We start from the raw sequence: 15,268 nt of genomic DNA, 5'->3' as shown, positions 1-15,268 counted from the left end.
GAATCTGGTAAATGAATAGAAGTAGAGTTGAAGCTGTTGAATACTATAGCACAGCAAGAGAGGCTGCTTCCAATCCGGCGCGCGGAGAAGGCTGGGGCAGCTGTCGACATAGGCTCTCGAGAACGATATTCCTGCACTTTCGTTGCGTCTTCGGCGTGCCTTGTGGTATCTTGTCACCATGATAGTAAGAGATGGGGGGAAGCGACATATGAAATCGTTGGTGCTGGCCGAGAAACCTAGCGTAGCGAAAGAAATCGCGCGAGTGCTCGGCTGCGGCGGGAAGCAGAAAGGATACTTCGAGGGACCGAAATACGTGGTGACATGGGCGCTTGGACATCTGGTTACGCTGGCCGAGCCGGAAGAATACGATGTCAAGTTCCGAACATGGAATCTGGAGGACTTGCCGCTGCTGCCGAACAAGATGAATCTGAAGGTCATTAAAGAAACATCCCATCAATTTAAGACGGTGGCGCATCTGTGCAAAAGAAACGATTTGAATGAACTGATTATCGCTACCGACGCGGGGCGCGAAGGCGAGTTGGTGGCTCGCTGGATTATGGAGCTCGTCCATTGGCGCAAGCCGTTTAAGCGGCTTTGGATTTCGTCGCAGACGGACAAGGCGATTAAGGACGGCTTCGCCGCTCTGAAGCCAGGCAAGGATTATAACTCGTTATACGCGTCGGCGGTATGCCGTGCCGAAGCGGACTGGCTGATTGGCCTTAATATGACGCGCGCATTGACGACCAAGTACAACGCGCAGCTTGCCGCGGGTCGGGTTCAGACGCCGACGCTGTCGATCATGATGGAGCGCGAACGGGAAATTGCCGAATTCCAGTCGAAGCCGTATTGGACCGTATCGGCGAACTTCGGCAGCTTTGGCGGACAATGGCGCGAAAGCGATTCCCATGATGGAAGGTTATGGACGCGCGAAGCTGCGGAGGCCGTTGTCGAACGGGCCAAAAAGGCGGGAACGGCGAAGGTGGAGAGAATGCGCACCGCAGAGCGCTCCGAGCCGCATCCGCAGGCCTACGACTTGACGGAGCTGCAGCGCGACGCGAACAGAAAGCTGGGCTTCTCGGCCAAGCAGACTTCGAACGTGCTGCAAAGGCTGTACGAGACGCACAAGCTTGTTACCTATCCGCGGACGGATTCCCGTTATCTGTCGAGCGATATGACGGCAACGCTCAAGGGACGGCTTGAAAGCGTCGCAACCGGGCCGTACACGGCTTTAGCGCGCAAGCTGCTGCGAGCTCCGCTGCAGGTAACCAAGCGGATCGTGGACGACAGCAAGGTCAGCGACCACCATGCCATCATTCCGACAGAGCAGTACGTGCAGTTAGGCGCTCTTACGAACGAGGAACGGCGACTCTACGACCTTATCGTGCGCAGGTTCATTGCTCTGTTCTACCCGCCATACCGTTACGACGAGACTAGCGTTGCGATCGTAGCCGGTGGCTTGTCCTTCCACGCGAAAGGCCGAATAGAGAAGGCGGCGGGCTGGAAAGAAGTATACGCCGGCGGAAGCGAGCCGCTGCAAGACGACGATGACAGCGATGAAGGGGATGGCGGGAGCGCGCGCGATCGACAACCTTCCCAAACGTTGCCTTCGCTGTCCGTTGGCGGTTCACTGCCGCTTAAATCCGTTGCAGCCAAGGAGCTTCGCACGCTTCCTCCTGCGCGGTATACGGAAGCGTCTTTGCTGACCCATATGGAGAAGCACGGGCTGGGTACGCCGGCGACACGCGCGGATATTATCGAGAAGCTGCTCTCCACCGACACGATCGAACGGATCCGCAGCACGTTGGCTCCTACGGCTAAGGGCAAGCAACTAATCGAGCTTGTCGTCGAGCAGTTGCGCAGTCCCGAGCTGACGGCGGCATGGGAGAGCGAGCTGGAGCGGATCGCCAAGGGAAAGGGAGATCCCGCGAAGTTTATGGCAGGAATCCGCACGCAGGCCGCAAGCTGGGTTGCGGAGGTGAAGCGGGAGACGAAGGAGTACAAGCCTCATAACGCTACGGGGTCGTTCTGTCCGGAATGCGGCAAGCCGATGGTAGAGGTGAAAGGGAAACGCGGCAAGTCGTTGGCATGTTCGGATCGGGAATGCGGCTACCGCAGACATTCGGAGCCGGTATTGCTCAACAAGCGCTGCCCGCAATGCCGCAAGAAGATGGAGCTTCACGACGGCAAAGCCGGCAAATACGCGCAATGTAAGCCATGCAACGTCATTGAGATGCTTGGCGACAAGGACGGGAGCCGCATAAACAAGCGGGAGCAGCAGCGGCTCGTCGAGCAATACAGCGAGAGCGCGCCGCTTGGCAACAGCCTGGCGGATAAGCTGAAGGCCGCGCTGGAAGCCAAGCAAAACAAGTAGATTTCTGCGAAACGGATGATAATAAAGCGCCGCGAATGGAACGGATACGTTCAGTCGCGGCGCTTTTCTCTATGGAATTCGGGCTTCTGCTAAAGGCTATCATCCACGAGAGGAGGACATTCCTGCCATATACTAGAGAGAAAGAGTAGTAGGGAAGGAGCTCTTAATATATGATGATTCATAATCATGGAGGCAGGCAGCTCGCAAGCAAGTGGGCGAAGACGGAAGCGCTGCTCGCCGAGCCGTCGCTCGTGCAGCATATTCCGCCAACGCGGAAATATAGCCCTTATGCTCTAATGAGCATGCTCCAGCAGCATGGCATGGTGGTCGTCAAGCCGATCGTCGGATCCGGCGGAGGCGGTGTCATCAAGGTAACGAGGGACCTTGGAGGATTTACGCATACGTACCGCGATCGCACACAGCGTTTCCAGACGTTTGATGGACTTGTCCATGCACTTGGCAGCCGAACGGGGAAAAGGAGCTATTTGATTCAAAAGGGCATTCAACTGGCTACCGTAAACGGCAGACCGATCGATTATCGTGTCAAATACGTGAAGACTCGTTCGGGTTGGGAGTATCGCTCGCTTGTCGGCCGTATCGCGAGACGGGGATTGTTCGTGACCAACCTCAGCCAGGGAGGAGACATGGTGACTGCCGGACAAGGCATTCGCGCTTCGCTCGGCGCATCGCAGGTAAAGGGCAAAAAAGCAAAGATGCGTGCTCTGACGGTTATGTCGACCCGGGTGCTGGAGCGGAAGTATCCTGGAATCGGGCAATTAGGTTTCGATTACGGGATCGATAGAAATGGGAAAATATGGATCTTTGAAGTCAATACGAGGCCGCATTAAGGGGAAGACGGAGGAGGCTCCGTCTTTTTCTTTGTAATAGGAATTATTGCAACTCTCGGACTTGTGAACCAAAAGGTTAAAAAATCTAGCAGACACCAGCGACGCTTTTTTCCGATTTTTAATCGCAGACCAATCTTACAGACAGGAAAGACACTATTGGGTCGTATTGAAGCCAATTTGAACGATGATGATGCCAATAAGGTTCTCAATGAGGCCGTCGATTCATTGTGTGCAAAACCGGAAATGAAGCTGCAATCCATCATCGCCAACGTGTTAACGGAAATAAGAGCCCTTATATGGATCGTTTGGCGTGATTTTAAAGTCTAAACGGAACTCTACGACGTTATTCGTGAGAAATCCAGGCAAACCGCGGACTTTTGCCCATCATAAGGGCTGTCAGTTCCGTTAGATTTTCAAAGTGCCGCTTTTTGCTGAAATAACGCCTTTTATTTCCGTTGCAATTGCTCCCGTCCATTTCTTACCGGATTCTTGCCCGCAATTTCATCTTTGCACAATGAATAGACAGCCCCTCAATGTCCGTTAGGCGAAGAGTGACCGGACGTTTTTGGTTTTTGAATCACCGTCAGACGTTTTATTACGTCTTTCCAAGTCTAAATAAGCAGCTATGCTAATAGTTTCGTTAATAGAACTATAAAAGGTGATTAAAGTTTTTTATTGAATAGAAGCTTATTTGGGATGTGGATAACTCTATCCACATTGTACCATCTGATTTTGCTCATTTTATGATATCTATTCACACTTCATTAACAGTGTATCCACATCCCTATGTGCATAATAAGGCGTGTTGTCCCGAATTTCGTCGCATGCTACACTAAAAAATGTAAAGGGAAGAGATGGAAAAAAGGAGGTTTCATGATGGAATTATTATCCGACGACCTGCTCATTGACACCTATTTTGCCGCTATTGAATATAAGCTGGAGCCCGATTTCATACGAATGCTTGCTATTGAAGTAAAGCGCAGAGGCGTGGATATCGCCGCTCACGCGAATCGCAGACAGCCGGCCTGATCTCCCGGGAATTCTGACTTCCATGCCGGACATGACAATCATCCAACAGGCCAGCCGGCCACCATGACCTCGCCAAGATGCCCGCAGCTTTCACAGTAGACGATATGGACGCATGTATCTCCAGAGGCATCATAAGGTCTACCGGTCTCGGGACCGGCAGACAGTGGACCGTAAGGCTCGTAAGGTCCTGTCCAATCCGTTAATCTGCCGCATTCTGTAAGCACGCCTCCGCATATATCACATAGTTGTATAGTATCGACAATTCCGTTGCATAACGGACATAACATAAGGGTACCCTCCTCGGACGAAAAGGCAGCAATTGCCCCTCGCACACGTTTCGCGTTCGGACGGCAGATGCCGTACCGCGCTCCCGTATCGCCAAGTTTAGGATACCCTTAACCTTGTAATGTATGTTGCGCCAAAGTTGGCCGCGCGGGCCAAGCTACAGTTTCATATTGCTGCTATGACCCGGCGAGAGCTTCGCGCTTGGATCGATATATACCTTTGCGTTGTTGATGGCGGTCGGTGCTTCGCCAAAGCCGACGGCAATGAGCTTAAGCTTGCCGGGGTAGGTCGTAATATCGCCTGCCGCGAAGAGGCCTGCAATGTTCGTCTCCATCCGCGTATCGACGACGATAGAACCGCCTTGAATGTTGATGCCCCATTCTGCGATTGGTCCCAGAGACGAGACAAAGCCGAAGTTGACGATGACGGCATCTACATCGAGATCGGAGGTTTCGTTCGATTTGACGTCTGTGAGCGTGACCTTCGTAATGAGATCCTCACCGTGCAAAGCCGTAATTTCTTTGGGCGTAACGACGTTTACGCTGGAGTTCATCAAGTTCTCCACGCTGTGCTCGTGGGCGCGGAATTTGTCGCGGCGATGAATGAGTGTGACGCTTTTTGCGATCGGCTCCAGCATGAGAGACCAGTCCACGGCGGAATCTCCGCCACCGCTGATCAGAACGCGTTTGTCCTTGAAGCGCTGCAAGTCCCCTACAAAGTAATGGAGGTTCCTGCCCTCGAACCTGGCCGCTTCCGGAAGATCCAACCGACGAGGCTCGAATGCGCCTACGCCAGCCGTAATAATAACCGCTTTGGCATAATGGACGGTCCGATCCGTCGTCACCTCGAATAAACGTTCATCTTTTTTTACTACGGCTACGACTTTTTCTTCCAAACATATCTCGGGTTTGAACAGATCGATTTGCTCTTTAAGCCGATCGACGAGCTCTTGTGCAGTCACTTTAGGGAACCCTGCTACATCGTATATATATTTTTCAGGATAAAGAGCGGCTAGCTGACCGCCTAGCTGAGGCATGCTTTCGATTATTTTTACGGATGCCTGGCGCATGCCGCCATAGAACGCGGCGAACATCCCCGCAGGTCCTCCTCCGATAATGAGAATATCAACCACAGCGTTTTCATTTACTTGCTCCGACAACTGTCTGCACCTCCGTAAATTGAGTGTTACGGTTATCATTATAAGCCTTTGCCTGAGAGTATGATATATATAACTTTACTGCAATTTTAAAATTTGTGAGATCGAGGTCAGGAGTCAAATGATACGATCGGCTAAGAACATTATTTAGAAGGGATTTTTCATTTGTACAGTGTTCTAAACATTTTCGTATAAAATACCCTTGAAACTTTGTTCAAAAGTCTGTAATATGTCTGATGTATATGTGAGATGGTCTAAGGAGAAAAACGGCAAACGCCGTCGAAATTTCCAAAAACGTTTTTGGCTCCTTTGCATGATAATGGTTATGAGGACACAAACTACTGAAAGTTATCTTACTTTTTCGATTATGTTTGTGTAATTTTTCACAAGTTTATCTAAATTGAAAAGAAAAAAACGAATGGATGGGATCCCACAATGAGCAACATACCGAAAATTGTAATTCTTGGCGCTGGCTACGGAGGCGTGCTGACTGCGCTTCGTCTGCAAAAAGAGCTGAATTATAATGAAGCCGACGTCACACTGGTCAACAAACACGATTATCACTATATCACGACGCATCTGCACATGCCTGCAGCCGGCACGGACAATCCGGAAAACGCGCGCGTCAGCATCTCCAAGCTGATCGATGAATTTAAGATCGACTTCGTTAAATCGACAGTCGTCCAAATTCGTCCGCAAGACAAAAAGGTTATACTGGAAGACGGAACGCTGTCTTACGATTATCTTGTAATCGGTCTTGGCGGCGAACCGGAAACTTTCGGTATCCCTGGCTTGGGCGAACATGCCATGAACATTCGCAGCATTAACTCCGTTCGCTTGATCCGCGAACATATCGAATATCAATTCGCGCGTTACAAGCGCGAGCCGCATCGCACCGATTACCTGACTTTCGTTGTCGGCGGAGCGGGCTTTACCGGCATCGAGTTTATCGGAGAGCTCTCCGACCGTATTCCAGAGCTGTGCAAACAATTCGACGTCGATCCGACCCTTGTCAAGATCTATAACGTTGAAGCCGCTCCTACGGCTCTTCCAGGCTTCGATCCGGAGCTGGTTGAATATGCGATGGACGTTCTGACGAAGAAGGGCGTTACATTCCGCATCGGCACGGCCATCAAAGAATGCTCGCCGGATGGCGTTATCGTTGGCGAAGGCGAAGAAATCAAGTCGCAGACGGTTATCTGGACCGGCGGCATCCGCGGCAACCGCTTGATCGAAGAAGCGGGCTTCGAGACGATGCGCGGACGCGTCAAGGTCGACGAATTCCTGCGCAGCCCGGGCTCCGAGAACGTCTATATCGTTGGCGACAACTCGCTGATGTTCAACCCTGAAGGCCGTCCATATCCGCCGACTGCACAGATCGCTATGCAGCAAGGCGTTATTTGCGCCAACAACCTGGTAGCTTCCATTCGCAATCAGCCGCTTAAGACGTTCTCGTTCTCCAATAAAGGAACGGTTGCATCCCTGGGCAAAGGCGAAGCGATTGGCATCGCGTTCGGCAAGAAATACAAAGGCCGCGTAGCTGCTTGGTTGAAAAAGGCAATCGACCTTCGTTACCTGTTCATTATCGGCGGCATTCCGCTTGTCCTGCGTAAAGGCAAATTCCTGTAATGCGCCACTGCAGCGTACAAGTCCGCGGCTTGTTAACGAGAGACGAGCTCGATCGTTATAACGCCTTGATCGAGGTTGGCTCCTATCTGGAGTCGCAGACCCGTTACGATCTGGCTTATACGGTGCAGAAGGAGATCGACATTCTGATCCTTCCGGCCATCGAGCGCCTTAAGGAGAAGAGCCGTGCACGCGATCGCGCTACCCAGGAATACCTGGAAGCGAAGGAACGCGGCGAATCGTTGTCGGATGACGAGGACGAGGATTAACGTTCGCTAGACCGCATGACCATACCACTAACCAAAAGCTTCGGACGGCCTGAATGGGCTGTTCGGGGCTTTTTTCTTGTAAAAGAACTAGTCGTCGATGGGACCGACTTGGAACTTGGGCGCTTGGTGAGATCAGATGCGGCTACGATGAATTCATTTTTGTGAATTTGCACAATTTTATGATCGTTTCAGCCACAGTTTTCTGCATGGCATTACATTATTAGTTTAGCAAAAACAGGTATATTGCCGTTAGATGCGAGATAACGATATACTTGTGAATAGTAACGCCCGCAGAAGTATCGACAAAAATGTTAATGATTTCTATATCGAGAAAAGGATATAAGCCACAGCGGGGCGGGGGATTCCCCCCTCATACCTAAAAAAAACACAAGGCTAGCCAATGATACGACAAATGCGACAATCGAATTCCATGTAATATGTAAGAGAAGGAAAAATCAACCGATTGACGTCCTTAAAAGTTGAAAGCGCATTCTTCAGTGGATGCGGGAGGGAGATAACGATGATCCAAAAATGGCGTTCCGGAAAAGAAGGGGAAACGTTCCGTCGGTCCGTATTCTTCAAGCTGCTGCTGTCGTTCATGGCGATTCTGATGATACCGTTCGTGATCGGAGCGCTGCTGTACGGCCGGATGGAGCAGGCGCTGATCGAAAACGCCTACGATTCCAACCAAACGCTGCTTCAGCAGACGCGGCTCGCTGTAGACAGCCGGATGAACGAGGTGGATCAGCTGGCAGCCCAGATTGCCTTCGACCCCATGCTCCAGCTGTTCTTGTACGAGGAGAACAACCGCGCGAGCATTAACGATTACACCTATATCGAACTGATCCGCAATCTAAAACGTTACCGCACCTTATCCCCTTTCATCGACGATTATTATGTCTACTTCAAGCAATCCGACCGAATTGTCACAACGACGATTCGCACGGATACGGATACCTTTTATCGTTATATCAACGAATATCAGAACCGCAGTCTCGATGAAATCAAATCGCTTCTTAACAGCTATCATCTGAGAACCTATCTGCCGGCCGAACCCATCCAATATGATCAAAAGCAACGAAGTATGATTACGACGATCTCCTCGCTTCCCATGGGCGACAATACCGAGGTGAGAGGTTCTCTTGTCGTCACTATCGACGAGACCCAACTGCTCGGGCAACTGCGCAAATCCGATCATCGCGAGACCGATTATTACATCTTCGGCGCGGACGGACAGGTAATCAGTACGACGTCGGACCGTTCCGGCGCGCTGGAAGATCTGAGAAGCAGCATGGGCCATGGCTACGGCAATCTCGCGGCAACCATAGGCGGTACGGACATGCTTATCTCCTATACGACCTCCAGTCAAAATAATTGGACCTATGTTTCCGTCATTCCCAAGACGATCATTCTGTCCAAAGTAAACGAAACGAAGTCTCTCGCGCTGCTGCTTCTTCTGTTATGCATGGCAGGAGGCTTCGCGGTGTCGTATTATCTCGCATACAAAAACCATCGGCCGATCCGGGAGCTGATTCATACCATCCTGCAAGGCAAAAATATGAGCGGAGTAGCTATCCGCAACGAATTTGCTTTTATCCGCAATGAGCTGCTTTCCTCCATCGTCGAAGAGAAGCAAATGCGAGGCGTGCTGTCGCAGCAAAAGCCTGTTATTCAGGCAGACTTTATCTCCCGTCTCATGAAGGGATTCGTGGATACGTCTAGTCTGAAGGAAAGCGACTATTCCTTCATGAACGTGTCGCTTCCACATCCCTATTATGGCGTTGTATTATTGCAAATCGACGATTGCAGGCGATTCGTGCAAGAAGAATCGGAGCGGGAATGGACTCTGGTCCGCTTTATTCTCATTAATCTGAGCAATGAGCTGCTGGCTGGCAATGGATATGCCATCGAGCTTGATCGTGACCGCGTCGGCATCCTGCTCAATTCGACCGAGTCGATCGCGGAGAAAGGCAACGAGCTGGACAGGCTGCTGCAGAGCATCAAGTCGCAGATGGAGGGGAAATTCCGTACGTCGGTCACGATTGCCGTAAGCAACATGAAATCGGGCATACACGGCATTGCCGTCGCATACGGCGAAGCGGTGACGGCTATGGAGCACAAGTCGATGCAAGAGCAGGGGAGCATTATCTATTACGATGCGATCCGAGGCATGGAGCGGCATTACTTCTATTATTCGCTCGAGATGGAAGCGCAACTGATGAACTACGCCAAGAGCGGTGATTACGGCAACGTCGAGAAGGTGCTTGATCAATTGTTCGAGATCAACTTCCAATCGCGGTCGATTTCCCCCGAGATGGCCAAATATTTGTCCTCGGAGCTTATGAGCACGGTGATCAAGCTGCTAAGCGCGCTGAATATCGACGATGAAACGTTTTTCGGGGGCGAAGGCGCGTCGTTTAAATATTTGGCAAAGATCGGCACGGCAGAGGAGATGAACGCGGCGCTCAAGCGGCTGTATCATGCTATCTGCGCGAAGGTGACGGGAGACAGAAGCGATCACAGCGATCTGCTGGCTTCCCGGATCAGATGTTATATTGAAAGCCATTACGACAGCAACGAATTAAGCTTGACGACGATTGCCGACCATGTCGGCCTTAACCCTTCGTATCTGTCGACCTTCTACAAGAAGCAGATGGGCCATAACGTGACGGAATACATCACTTCGCTGCGGATGAAAGAAGCGAAGACGCTGCTCGCGGAGACGGAGCTCACTGTCGCGGCCATCGCAATCAAGGTCGGCTTCGCAAACGATATTGGATTGATCCGCCTGTTCAAGAAGACGGAGGGCATAACACCCGGCAAATACCGTGAAATCGCAGGCGGGAGCGGGCCTGACAACGAGGCTGTTCTATAAGAATCGAGGTCCATCTAGAAAGAAGATAATGCGTGATCTGAACATTGAATAGCGATTCTAACAGATTGACCGTATTCGTAATCACCTCTCCAGAACTACGATGAATTCAGCAGCAGGAGTTGCTGCGGCAATAGGATTGCAAGATTCATTCATTACATTCGAGAGGGGATTGAATCGCTTATGTTAAGAAGAAACAAATGGTTGACCTTGTTCATGGCCGTTTTGGCTGCGGCCGTCATGCTGGCAGGATGCTCGGGCGGCAACAACGGCGAGGGAGGCAAGACCGGCGCTACGAACAAACCGGACTCAACCAAAGCGCCTGGGGAGGCTGCTGCAGTCGAGTATCCGGAGGGACTCTCCTATTGGATTCATATGAATCCCAATGCGACTGCGACAATGGCAACTCTCGGCGACAGTAAAATTTATCAGCAATTGGAAAAGGTAACGGGCACAAAGGTGACCTGGACGCATCCATCCGGAGAAGGCGCACAGATCGAGGAGCAATTCAATCTGATGTTGGCTTCCAAAAAGCTGCCGGACGTCATCGAACGCAACTGGTTGACCGTCTCCCGCGGACCGGATGATGCCATCAAATCCGGAACGATTTTGAGACTGAACGAACTTATCGAAGAACATGCGCCGAATTTGACGGCTTATCTTAATGAACATCCCGAAATTAAAAAAATGATTATGACCGACGAAGGCAATATTTATTCCTTCCCGTTTATTCGCGGCCATGAGAAGCTGATGGTGTTTTTTGGTCCTATCATCCGCAAGGATCTCCTGGACAAGACCGGTCTGCCCATTCCCGAGACGATCGATGAGTGGGAGACCGTGCTCGAAGCGATCAAGGAACAGACGGGCGGCGAAGCTCAATTTTTGCAGCGCATCTCCGACATCAAAGTTGGTCATGGATTTATCGGAGCTTTCGGCATACCGCTGGAATTTTACAACGATAACGGTACGGTCAAATACGGTTCGATGCAGCCGGAATACAAAGAGTTTTTGACCGTGATGAATCGCTGGTACAAAAAAGGGCTGCTGGATCCCGACTTTGCTGCCATGGATACAAAGCTGATGGACTCCAAGATAACGACCGGCAAGACCTCGGCATTTGTCGGTTATACCGGCAGCGGCATCGGCAAGTATATGGGACTCATGAAGGATGATCCAACCTTCGAGCTCGTATCGACTCCTTATCCAACGCTCAACAAAGGCGAAAACGCCGTATGGGGACAGCGCGACTTCGCCTACACGGGCATTGGAGCGGCTATTACGACTGCGGCCAAAAATCCGGAGCAAATCGTGAAGTGGCTGGATTATGCTTATGGTCCGGATGGCCACAACCTGTTCAACTTCGGCATTGAAGGCGAAAGCTTTACCATGGTGGACGGCAAACAAAAATATACGGACGTCATTATGAAAAATCCCGACGATCTGCCGATTACGCAGGCGATGGCGCAATATTTCCGTGCGAGCTACAACGGTCCATTTGTGCAGGACCCCGGTTACATCGAACAATATTTGGAGCTGCCTTCCCAGCAGGAAGCGCTTGTGAACTGGGAGAAAGCAACGACGAAAATGCAGATGCCGCTTACGACGCTTACAGCCGAGGAAGGGCGCCAGAAGGCTTCCGTCATGACCGACCTTAATGTCTATCACGAGGAAATGATGCTGAAATTCATCATGGGCACGGAACCGCTTGAGAAGTTCGAGGAATATGTGGAGACGCTTAAAGCGATGGGCATCGAAGAAGTCATCAAGCTGGAGCAGGCGGCGCTGGAGCGGTTCTTGAAGAGATAGCAGGCAGTCCGTGCCTGGAGAGTTTGTCTTGTCCATTCTTCAGGCACGGACGATTTAACGGGGGATAGGGAGGAGCAACGTTATGGCGGTCATAGAGAAATCCAATGGATCATCGGCTGGGATCGGCGGATCCGGCTCCCGTATAAGCTTCGGACAACGTGTCCGGAAGGATTTTGCGAAAAACAAGTTGATTTATTTGATGTTAAGTCCGGCGGTCGCGTATTTCCTGTTGTTTCATTATGGTCCCATGTACGGCATGCAAATCGCGTTTAAGGATTTTGCGATCAAACTGGGCATTAACGGAAGTCCGTGGACGGGCTTCGATAACTTCGTCGATTTTTTTTCCAGCTTTTATTTCGGAAGAATACTCGTGAATACGATTCTGCTCAGCTTATATAGTCTGATCTTCGCGTTCCCGGCAGGGATCGTGCTTGCCCTGCTGCTGAACGAAGTGCGCAAAAGCTGGTTCAAGCGGACCGTTCAGACGATTACGTATATGCCGCATTTCATCTCGCTCGTCGTCGTAGTCGGCATTATGTTCGATTTCCTGGCGCGGGACGGGCTGGTTAACAATGTGCTGAATTCGCTGCTTGGCATCGAACCGATCGCTTTCATGAGGGAAGCGGACTGGTTCCGAACGTTGTATATCGGCTCCGGGATCTGGCAGAACGTCGGATGGAGCTCCATCATATTCCTGGCGGCGATCGCTACGATCGATCCTTCCATCTACGAAGCCGCCCGAATCGACGGCGCCAGCCGCTGGAAGCAGACGCTGCACGTGACGCTTCCCGGCATCGCTCCGACGATCATTATTTTGCTCATTCTCAATATTGGTCAATTGCTCGCGGTCGGCAGCGAAAAAATACTGCTTATGTACAATCCGATTACGTATTCGACCGCCGACGTTATCGGCACCTATACGTACCGGAAAGGCATCTTGGAGACGAACTACAGCTATGCCGCCGCCGTCGGCATGTTCAATGCGATTATCAGCTTCACGCTGCTCATCATCGCCAACGCCGTCTCTCGCAAGACGAGCGAGACCAAACTATGGTAAGGAGTGTGTAAGATGAGGGCGACGACTGGCGAGAAGGTATTCGGAGTATTTAATATCACCTTTTTATTCGGACTTTCCCTGGCTGCTCTGTATCCGCTCATATTCGTATTGTTCGCGTCGTTTAGCGATCCCGGTCAGCTGGTTCAGACGAGAGGGCTTCTTTTGTTCCCCAAAGGGTTTACGTTTGACGCCTACCGGATGGTATTTATGAATCCGTCGATCGGCACGGCTTATCTAAACACGCTGTTCTACGTGATCGCGGGCACGGCGCTTAATATTTTCCTCTCGTCCATGGCGGCTTACGGGTTATCGAGACGGGATGTGTTATGGAAAAATCCCATTATGTTTATGATTACGTTTACGATGTTTTTCGAGGGCGGTCTGATTCCGACGTTTTTGCTCATTAACGAGCTGGGGCTGCTGGATACGCGAATGGCCATCATCATCCCGACGGCGATCAGCGCATTTAATCTCATTATTATGAGAACGGCCTTTCAGGCGGTGCCGGTCGAGCTGGAGGAATCCGCACGGCTGGACGGGGCGAGTGATTTTCGCATCTGCTGGTCGGTCGTCTTCCCGCTGTCGATGCCGGTTATCGCGGTGATGCTGCTATTTTATGGCGTGTCGCATTGGAACTCCTGGTTCTCGGCGATGATTTACTTGCAGGATCGGGCTTTGTTCCCGCTGCAGCTCATCTTGCGCGAAATACTGATCGTCAACGATACGAGCAGCATGATGACCGATATTAGCTCGGGAGACCAGATGCCGATCGGCGAAACGATCAAATACGCGACGATCATTGTGGCCACGCTGCCGATTCTGTGCGCGTATCCGTTCTTGCAAAAGTATTTTGTTAAAGGCGTCATGATCGGGGCTGTAAAGGGGTAGCGTGCTATCGGCTATCGTTTCGCTAGAGGGATAATCAGGATTCTATAAAGGCTGGCGCGGAGAGGTTATCTGTCTCTCGGCTCTGGCCTTTTATGTATGCCAAATAAAGGCCGTTTAATCGGAAAAACAACCTTTGCGATATGCAGTAGGACTAATCCCGTAAGCCGATTTGAACACGCGGCTGAAGTAAAAGGCACTCGAAAACCCTGCACGGTCGGCAATTTCTTTGATCGACAGATCGGTATGCTTCAATAAGTCTTCCGCTTTGTAAAGCCGGATTTCCGTCATACGCTCGATAATGGTTCGGCCTGTGTGACGCTTAAACTCCCGAGCAACATGGGCATAGCTGTGATGCAACGAGGCTGCGAGGCTTTTTACGTCCAGCTCCCTATCTTGCAGGTCTCCCAAGAAAATATCGACTTTGCGGACAAGCCGATTCGTCGGTTTGACAGGAGAAAAGGCAAGGGCGGCAGCAGGAAGCGATTCGGTTAAGCGCAGCAAAAGCCGTACAAAAGACATCTGCAAAAAGATAGCTTGCTCGCCAGCTTCCGACTGCGCAAGCAGGGTTTCGAGATATTTTCCGATGCCGAACTCGTCCGTCTTGGGAGGCGTTACTCCAATGGTTAAACGCATCAATTTGTCATAGATGGCGATCGCATCTAATTTCGATTCTGTATCCGCATCCGTCGTCCTTTGGAACATCCGCCATCGTAGGCATAAACCTTCATGAGGAGAGGATAATTCGTAACGATGGGAATGTACGAAACCTGGCGGGATGAGCACAAATGTACCTTGATCCATCCGATGCATGATTCCGTCCTCCAGGGCGGTATGCATGGTCCCTTGCACGACATAGTTGAATTCGTACCAATCATGGGAATGGGGAGCGCAGTATGAAACTCCGGAAGAGTCCTCGAATAAAATATCGATCCATTCGATGACGACATCGTTTAAGGTTATGGTTCGACATGCGTGATGGGTCAAAAATTGCGTTTGCGACTTTCGTTCGAGTATCCCCATTGGATGAAATCCCCCTATCGTACAGAAAGAGTTCGCGACGA

Annotated in this window: 13 protein-coding genes; 10 read left to right on the top strand and 3 right to left on the bottom strand. The window is 51.1% G+C overall.

Annotation, left to right across the window (positions count from 1 at the left end):
- Positions 1-208 precede the first annotated feature (208 nt).
- From KJW29_RS16125 to sda, 4 genes are all read left to right on the top strand, one after another.
- Positions 209-2,371: a DNA topoisomerase III gene (locus tag KJW29_RS16125; RefSeq protein ID WP_214630549.1), complete on the top strand. Its 2,163-nt coding sequence runs from the start codon at positions 209-211 to the stop codon at positions 2,369-2,371.
- Between the two features lie 170 nt (positions 2,372-2,541).
- The gene (locus KJW29_RS16120) at positions 2,542-3,219 is read left to right on the top strand and encodes a YheC/YheD family protein (protein ID WP_373271301.1); all 678 of its coding nucleotides are present in this window, start codon (positions 2,542-2,544) and stop codon (positions 3,217-3,219) included.
- Positions 3,220-3,375: 156 nt separating this feature from the next.
- Positions 3,376-3,546 carry a hypothetical protein gene (locus KJW29_RS16115; protein ID WP_214630548.1) on the top strand — a complete coding sequence of 57 codons (171 nt, stop codon included), beginning with the start codon at positions 3,376-3,378 and terminating at the stop codon, positions 3,544-3,546.
- A 546-nt stretch (positions 3,547-4,092) separates the two neighbouring features.
- A complete protein-coding gene (sda, locus tag KJW29_RS16110) occupies positions 4,093-4,248 on the top strand; it encodes a sporulation histidine kinase inhibitor Sda (RefSeq protein WP_306299342.1) in 156 nt (51 codons plus the stop codon).
- Positions 4,249-4,286: 38 nt separating this feature from the next.
- On the opposite strand, the gene KJW29_RS16105 is transcribed toward sda, so the two are convergent.
- Both KJW29_RS16105 and KJW29_RS16100 read right to left on the bottom strand, forming a co-directional pair.
- Positions 4,287-4,535, bottom strand: a complete 249-nt coding sequence (locus tag KJW29_RS16105) for a hypothetical protein (protein WP_143810377.1) — start codon at positions 4,533-4,535, stop codon at positions 4,287-4,289.
- 155 nt (positions 4,536-4,690) lie between these two features.
- Positions 4,691-5,692, bottom strand: coding sequence for an NAD(P)/FAD-dependent oxidoreductase (locus KJW29_RS16100; RefSeq protein ID WP_256975899.1), 1,002 nt, complete (start codon positions 5,690-5,692; stop codon positions 4,691-4,693).
- A gap of 432 nt (positions 5,693-6,124) precedes the next feature.
- On the opposite strand from KJW29_RS16100, the gene KJW29_RS16095 reads away from it, so the two are divergent.
- The 6 genes from KJW29_RS16095 (at position 6,125) to KJW29_RS16070 (ending at position 14,207) form a co-directional block, all read left to right on the top strand.
- Complete coding sequence (locus tag KJW29_RS16095) at positions 6,125-7,318, top strand: NAD(P)/FAD-dependent oxidoreductase (protein ID WP_087570561.1); 1,194 nt, start codon at positions 6,125-6,127, stop codon at positions 7,316-7,318.
- On the top strand, positions 7,318-7,584 hold the full coding sequence (locus KJW29_RS16090) for a hypothetical protein (RefSeq protein WP_087570562.1): 267 nt from the start codon (positions 7,318-7,320) through the stop codon (positions 7,582-7,584). Before KJW29_RS16095 ends, KJW29_RS16090 begins: the two co-directional genes overlap by 1 nt.
- A 520-nt stretch (positions 7,585-8,104) precedes the next feature.
- Complete coding sequence (locus KJW29_RS16085) at positions 8,105-10,459, top strand: helix-turn-helix domain-containing protein (protein WP_214630547.1); 2,355 nt, start codon at positions 8,105-8,107, stop codon at positions 10,457-10,459.
- 180 nt (positions 10,460-10,639) lie between these two features.
- Entirely contained in the window at positions 10,640-12,262 is a 1,623-nt protein-coding gene (locus KJW29_RS16080) for an extracellular solute-binding protein (protein WP_246608739.1), read from the top strand.
- Between the two features lie 82 nt (positions 12,263-12,344).
- Positions 12,345-13,319: an ABC transporter permease gene (locus tag KJW29_RS16075; protein ID WP_087570575.1), complete on the top strand. Its 975-nt coding sequence runs from the start codon at positions 12,345-12,347 to the stop codon at positions 13,317-13,319.
- 12 nt (positions 13,320-13,331) lie between these two features.
- Positions 13,332-14,207 carry a carbohydrate ABC transporter permease gene (locus tag KJW29_RS16070; protein WP_087570576.1) on the top strand — a complete coding sequence of 292 codons (876 nt, stop codon included), beginning with the start codon at positions 13,332-13,334 and terminating at the stop codon, positions 14,205-14,207.
- Positions 14,208-14,321: 114 nt separating this feature from the next.
- Here the strand turns inward: KJW29_RS16070 and KJW29_RS16065 are convergent, their stop codons facing one another.
- Entirely contained in the window at positions 14,322-15,227 is a 906-nt protein-coding gene (locus KJW29_RS16065; RefSeq protein ID WP_214630546.1) for a helix-turn-helix transcriptional regulator, read from the bottom strand.
- Positions 15,228-15,268 lie beyond the last annotated feature (41 nt).

The sequence above is a fragment of the Paenibacillus agaridevorans genome, from assembly GCF_018604145.1.
Classification (GTDB): Bacteria; Bacillota; Bacilli; order Paenibacillales; family Paenibacillaceae; genus Pristimantibacillus; species Pristimantibacillus agaridevorans.
This window is presented reverse-complemented; position numbering and strand designations above follow the sequence as displayed.

Bases quoted from the DNA above. Each gene is read 5' to 3' on its own strand.
- KJW29_RS16125 (WP_214630549.1), top strand. From the start codon at position 209: ATGAAATCGTTGGTGCTGGCCGAGAAACCTAGCGTAGCGAAAGAAATC.
- KJW29_RS16120 (WP_373271301.1), top strand. From the start codon at position 2,542: ATGATGATTCATAATCATGGAGGCAGGCAGCTCGCAAGCAAGTGGGCG.
- sda (WP_306299342.1), top strand. From the start codon at position 4,093: ATGATGGAATTATTATCCGACGACCTGCTCATTGACACCTATTTTGCC.
- KJW29_RS16105 (WP_143810377.1), bottom strand. From the start codon at position 4,535: ATGTTATGTCCGTTATGCAACGGAATTGTCGATACTATACAACTATGT.
- KJW29_RS16095 (WP_087570561.1), top strand. From the start codon at position 6,125: ATGAGCAACATACCGAAAATTGTAATTCTTGGCGCTGGCTACGGAGGC.
- KJW29_RS16090 (WP_087570562.1), top strand. From the start codon at position 7,318: ATGCGCCACTGCAGCGTACAAGTCCGCGGCTTGTTAACGAGAGACGAG.
- KJW29_RS16085 (WP_214630547.1), top strand. From the start codon at position 8,105: ATGATCCAAAAATGGCGTTCCGGAAAAGAAGGGGAAACGTTCCGTCGG.
- KJW29_RS16080 (WP_246608739.1), top strand. From the start codon at position 10,640: ATGTTAAGAAGAAACAAATGGTTGACCTTGTTCATGGCCGTTTTGGCT.
- KJW29_RS16075 (WP_087570575.1), top strand. From the start codon at position 12,345: ATGGCGGTCATAGAGAAATCCAATGGATCATCGGCTGGGATCGGCGGA.
- KJW29_RS16070 (WP_087570576.1), top strand. From the start codon at position 13,332: ATGAGGGCGACGACTGGCGAGAAGGTATTCGGAGTATTTAATATCACC.
- KJW29_RS16065 (WP_214630546.1), bottom strand. From the start codon at position 15,227: ATGGGGATACTCGAACGAAAGTCGCAAACGCAATTTTTGACCCATCAC.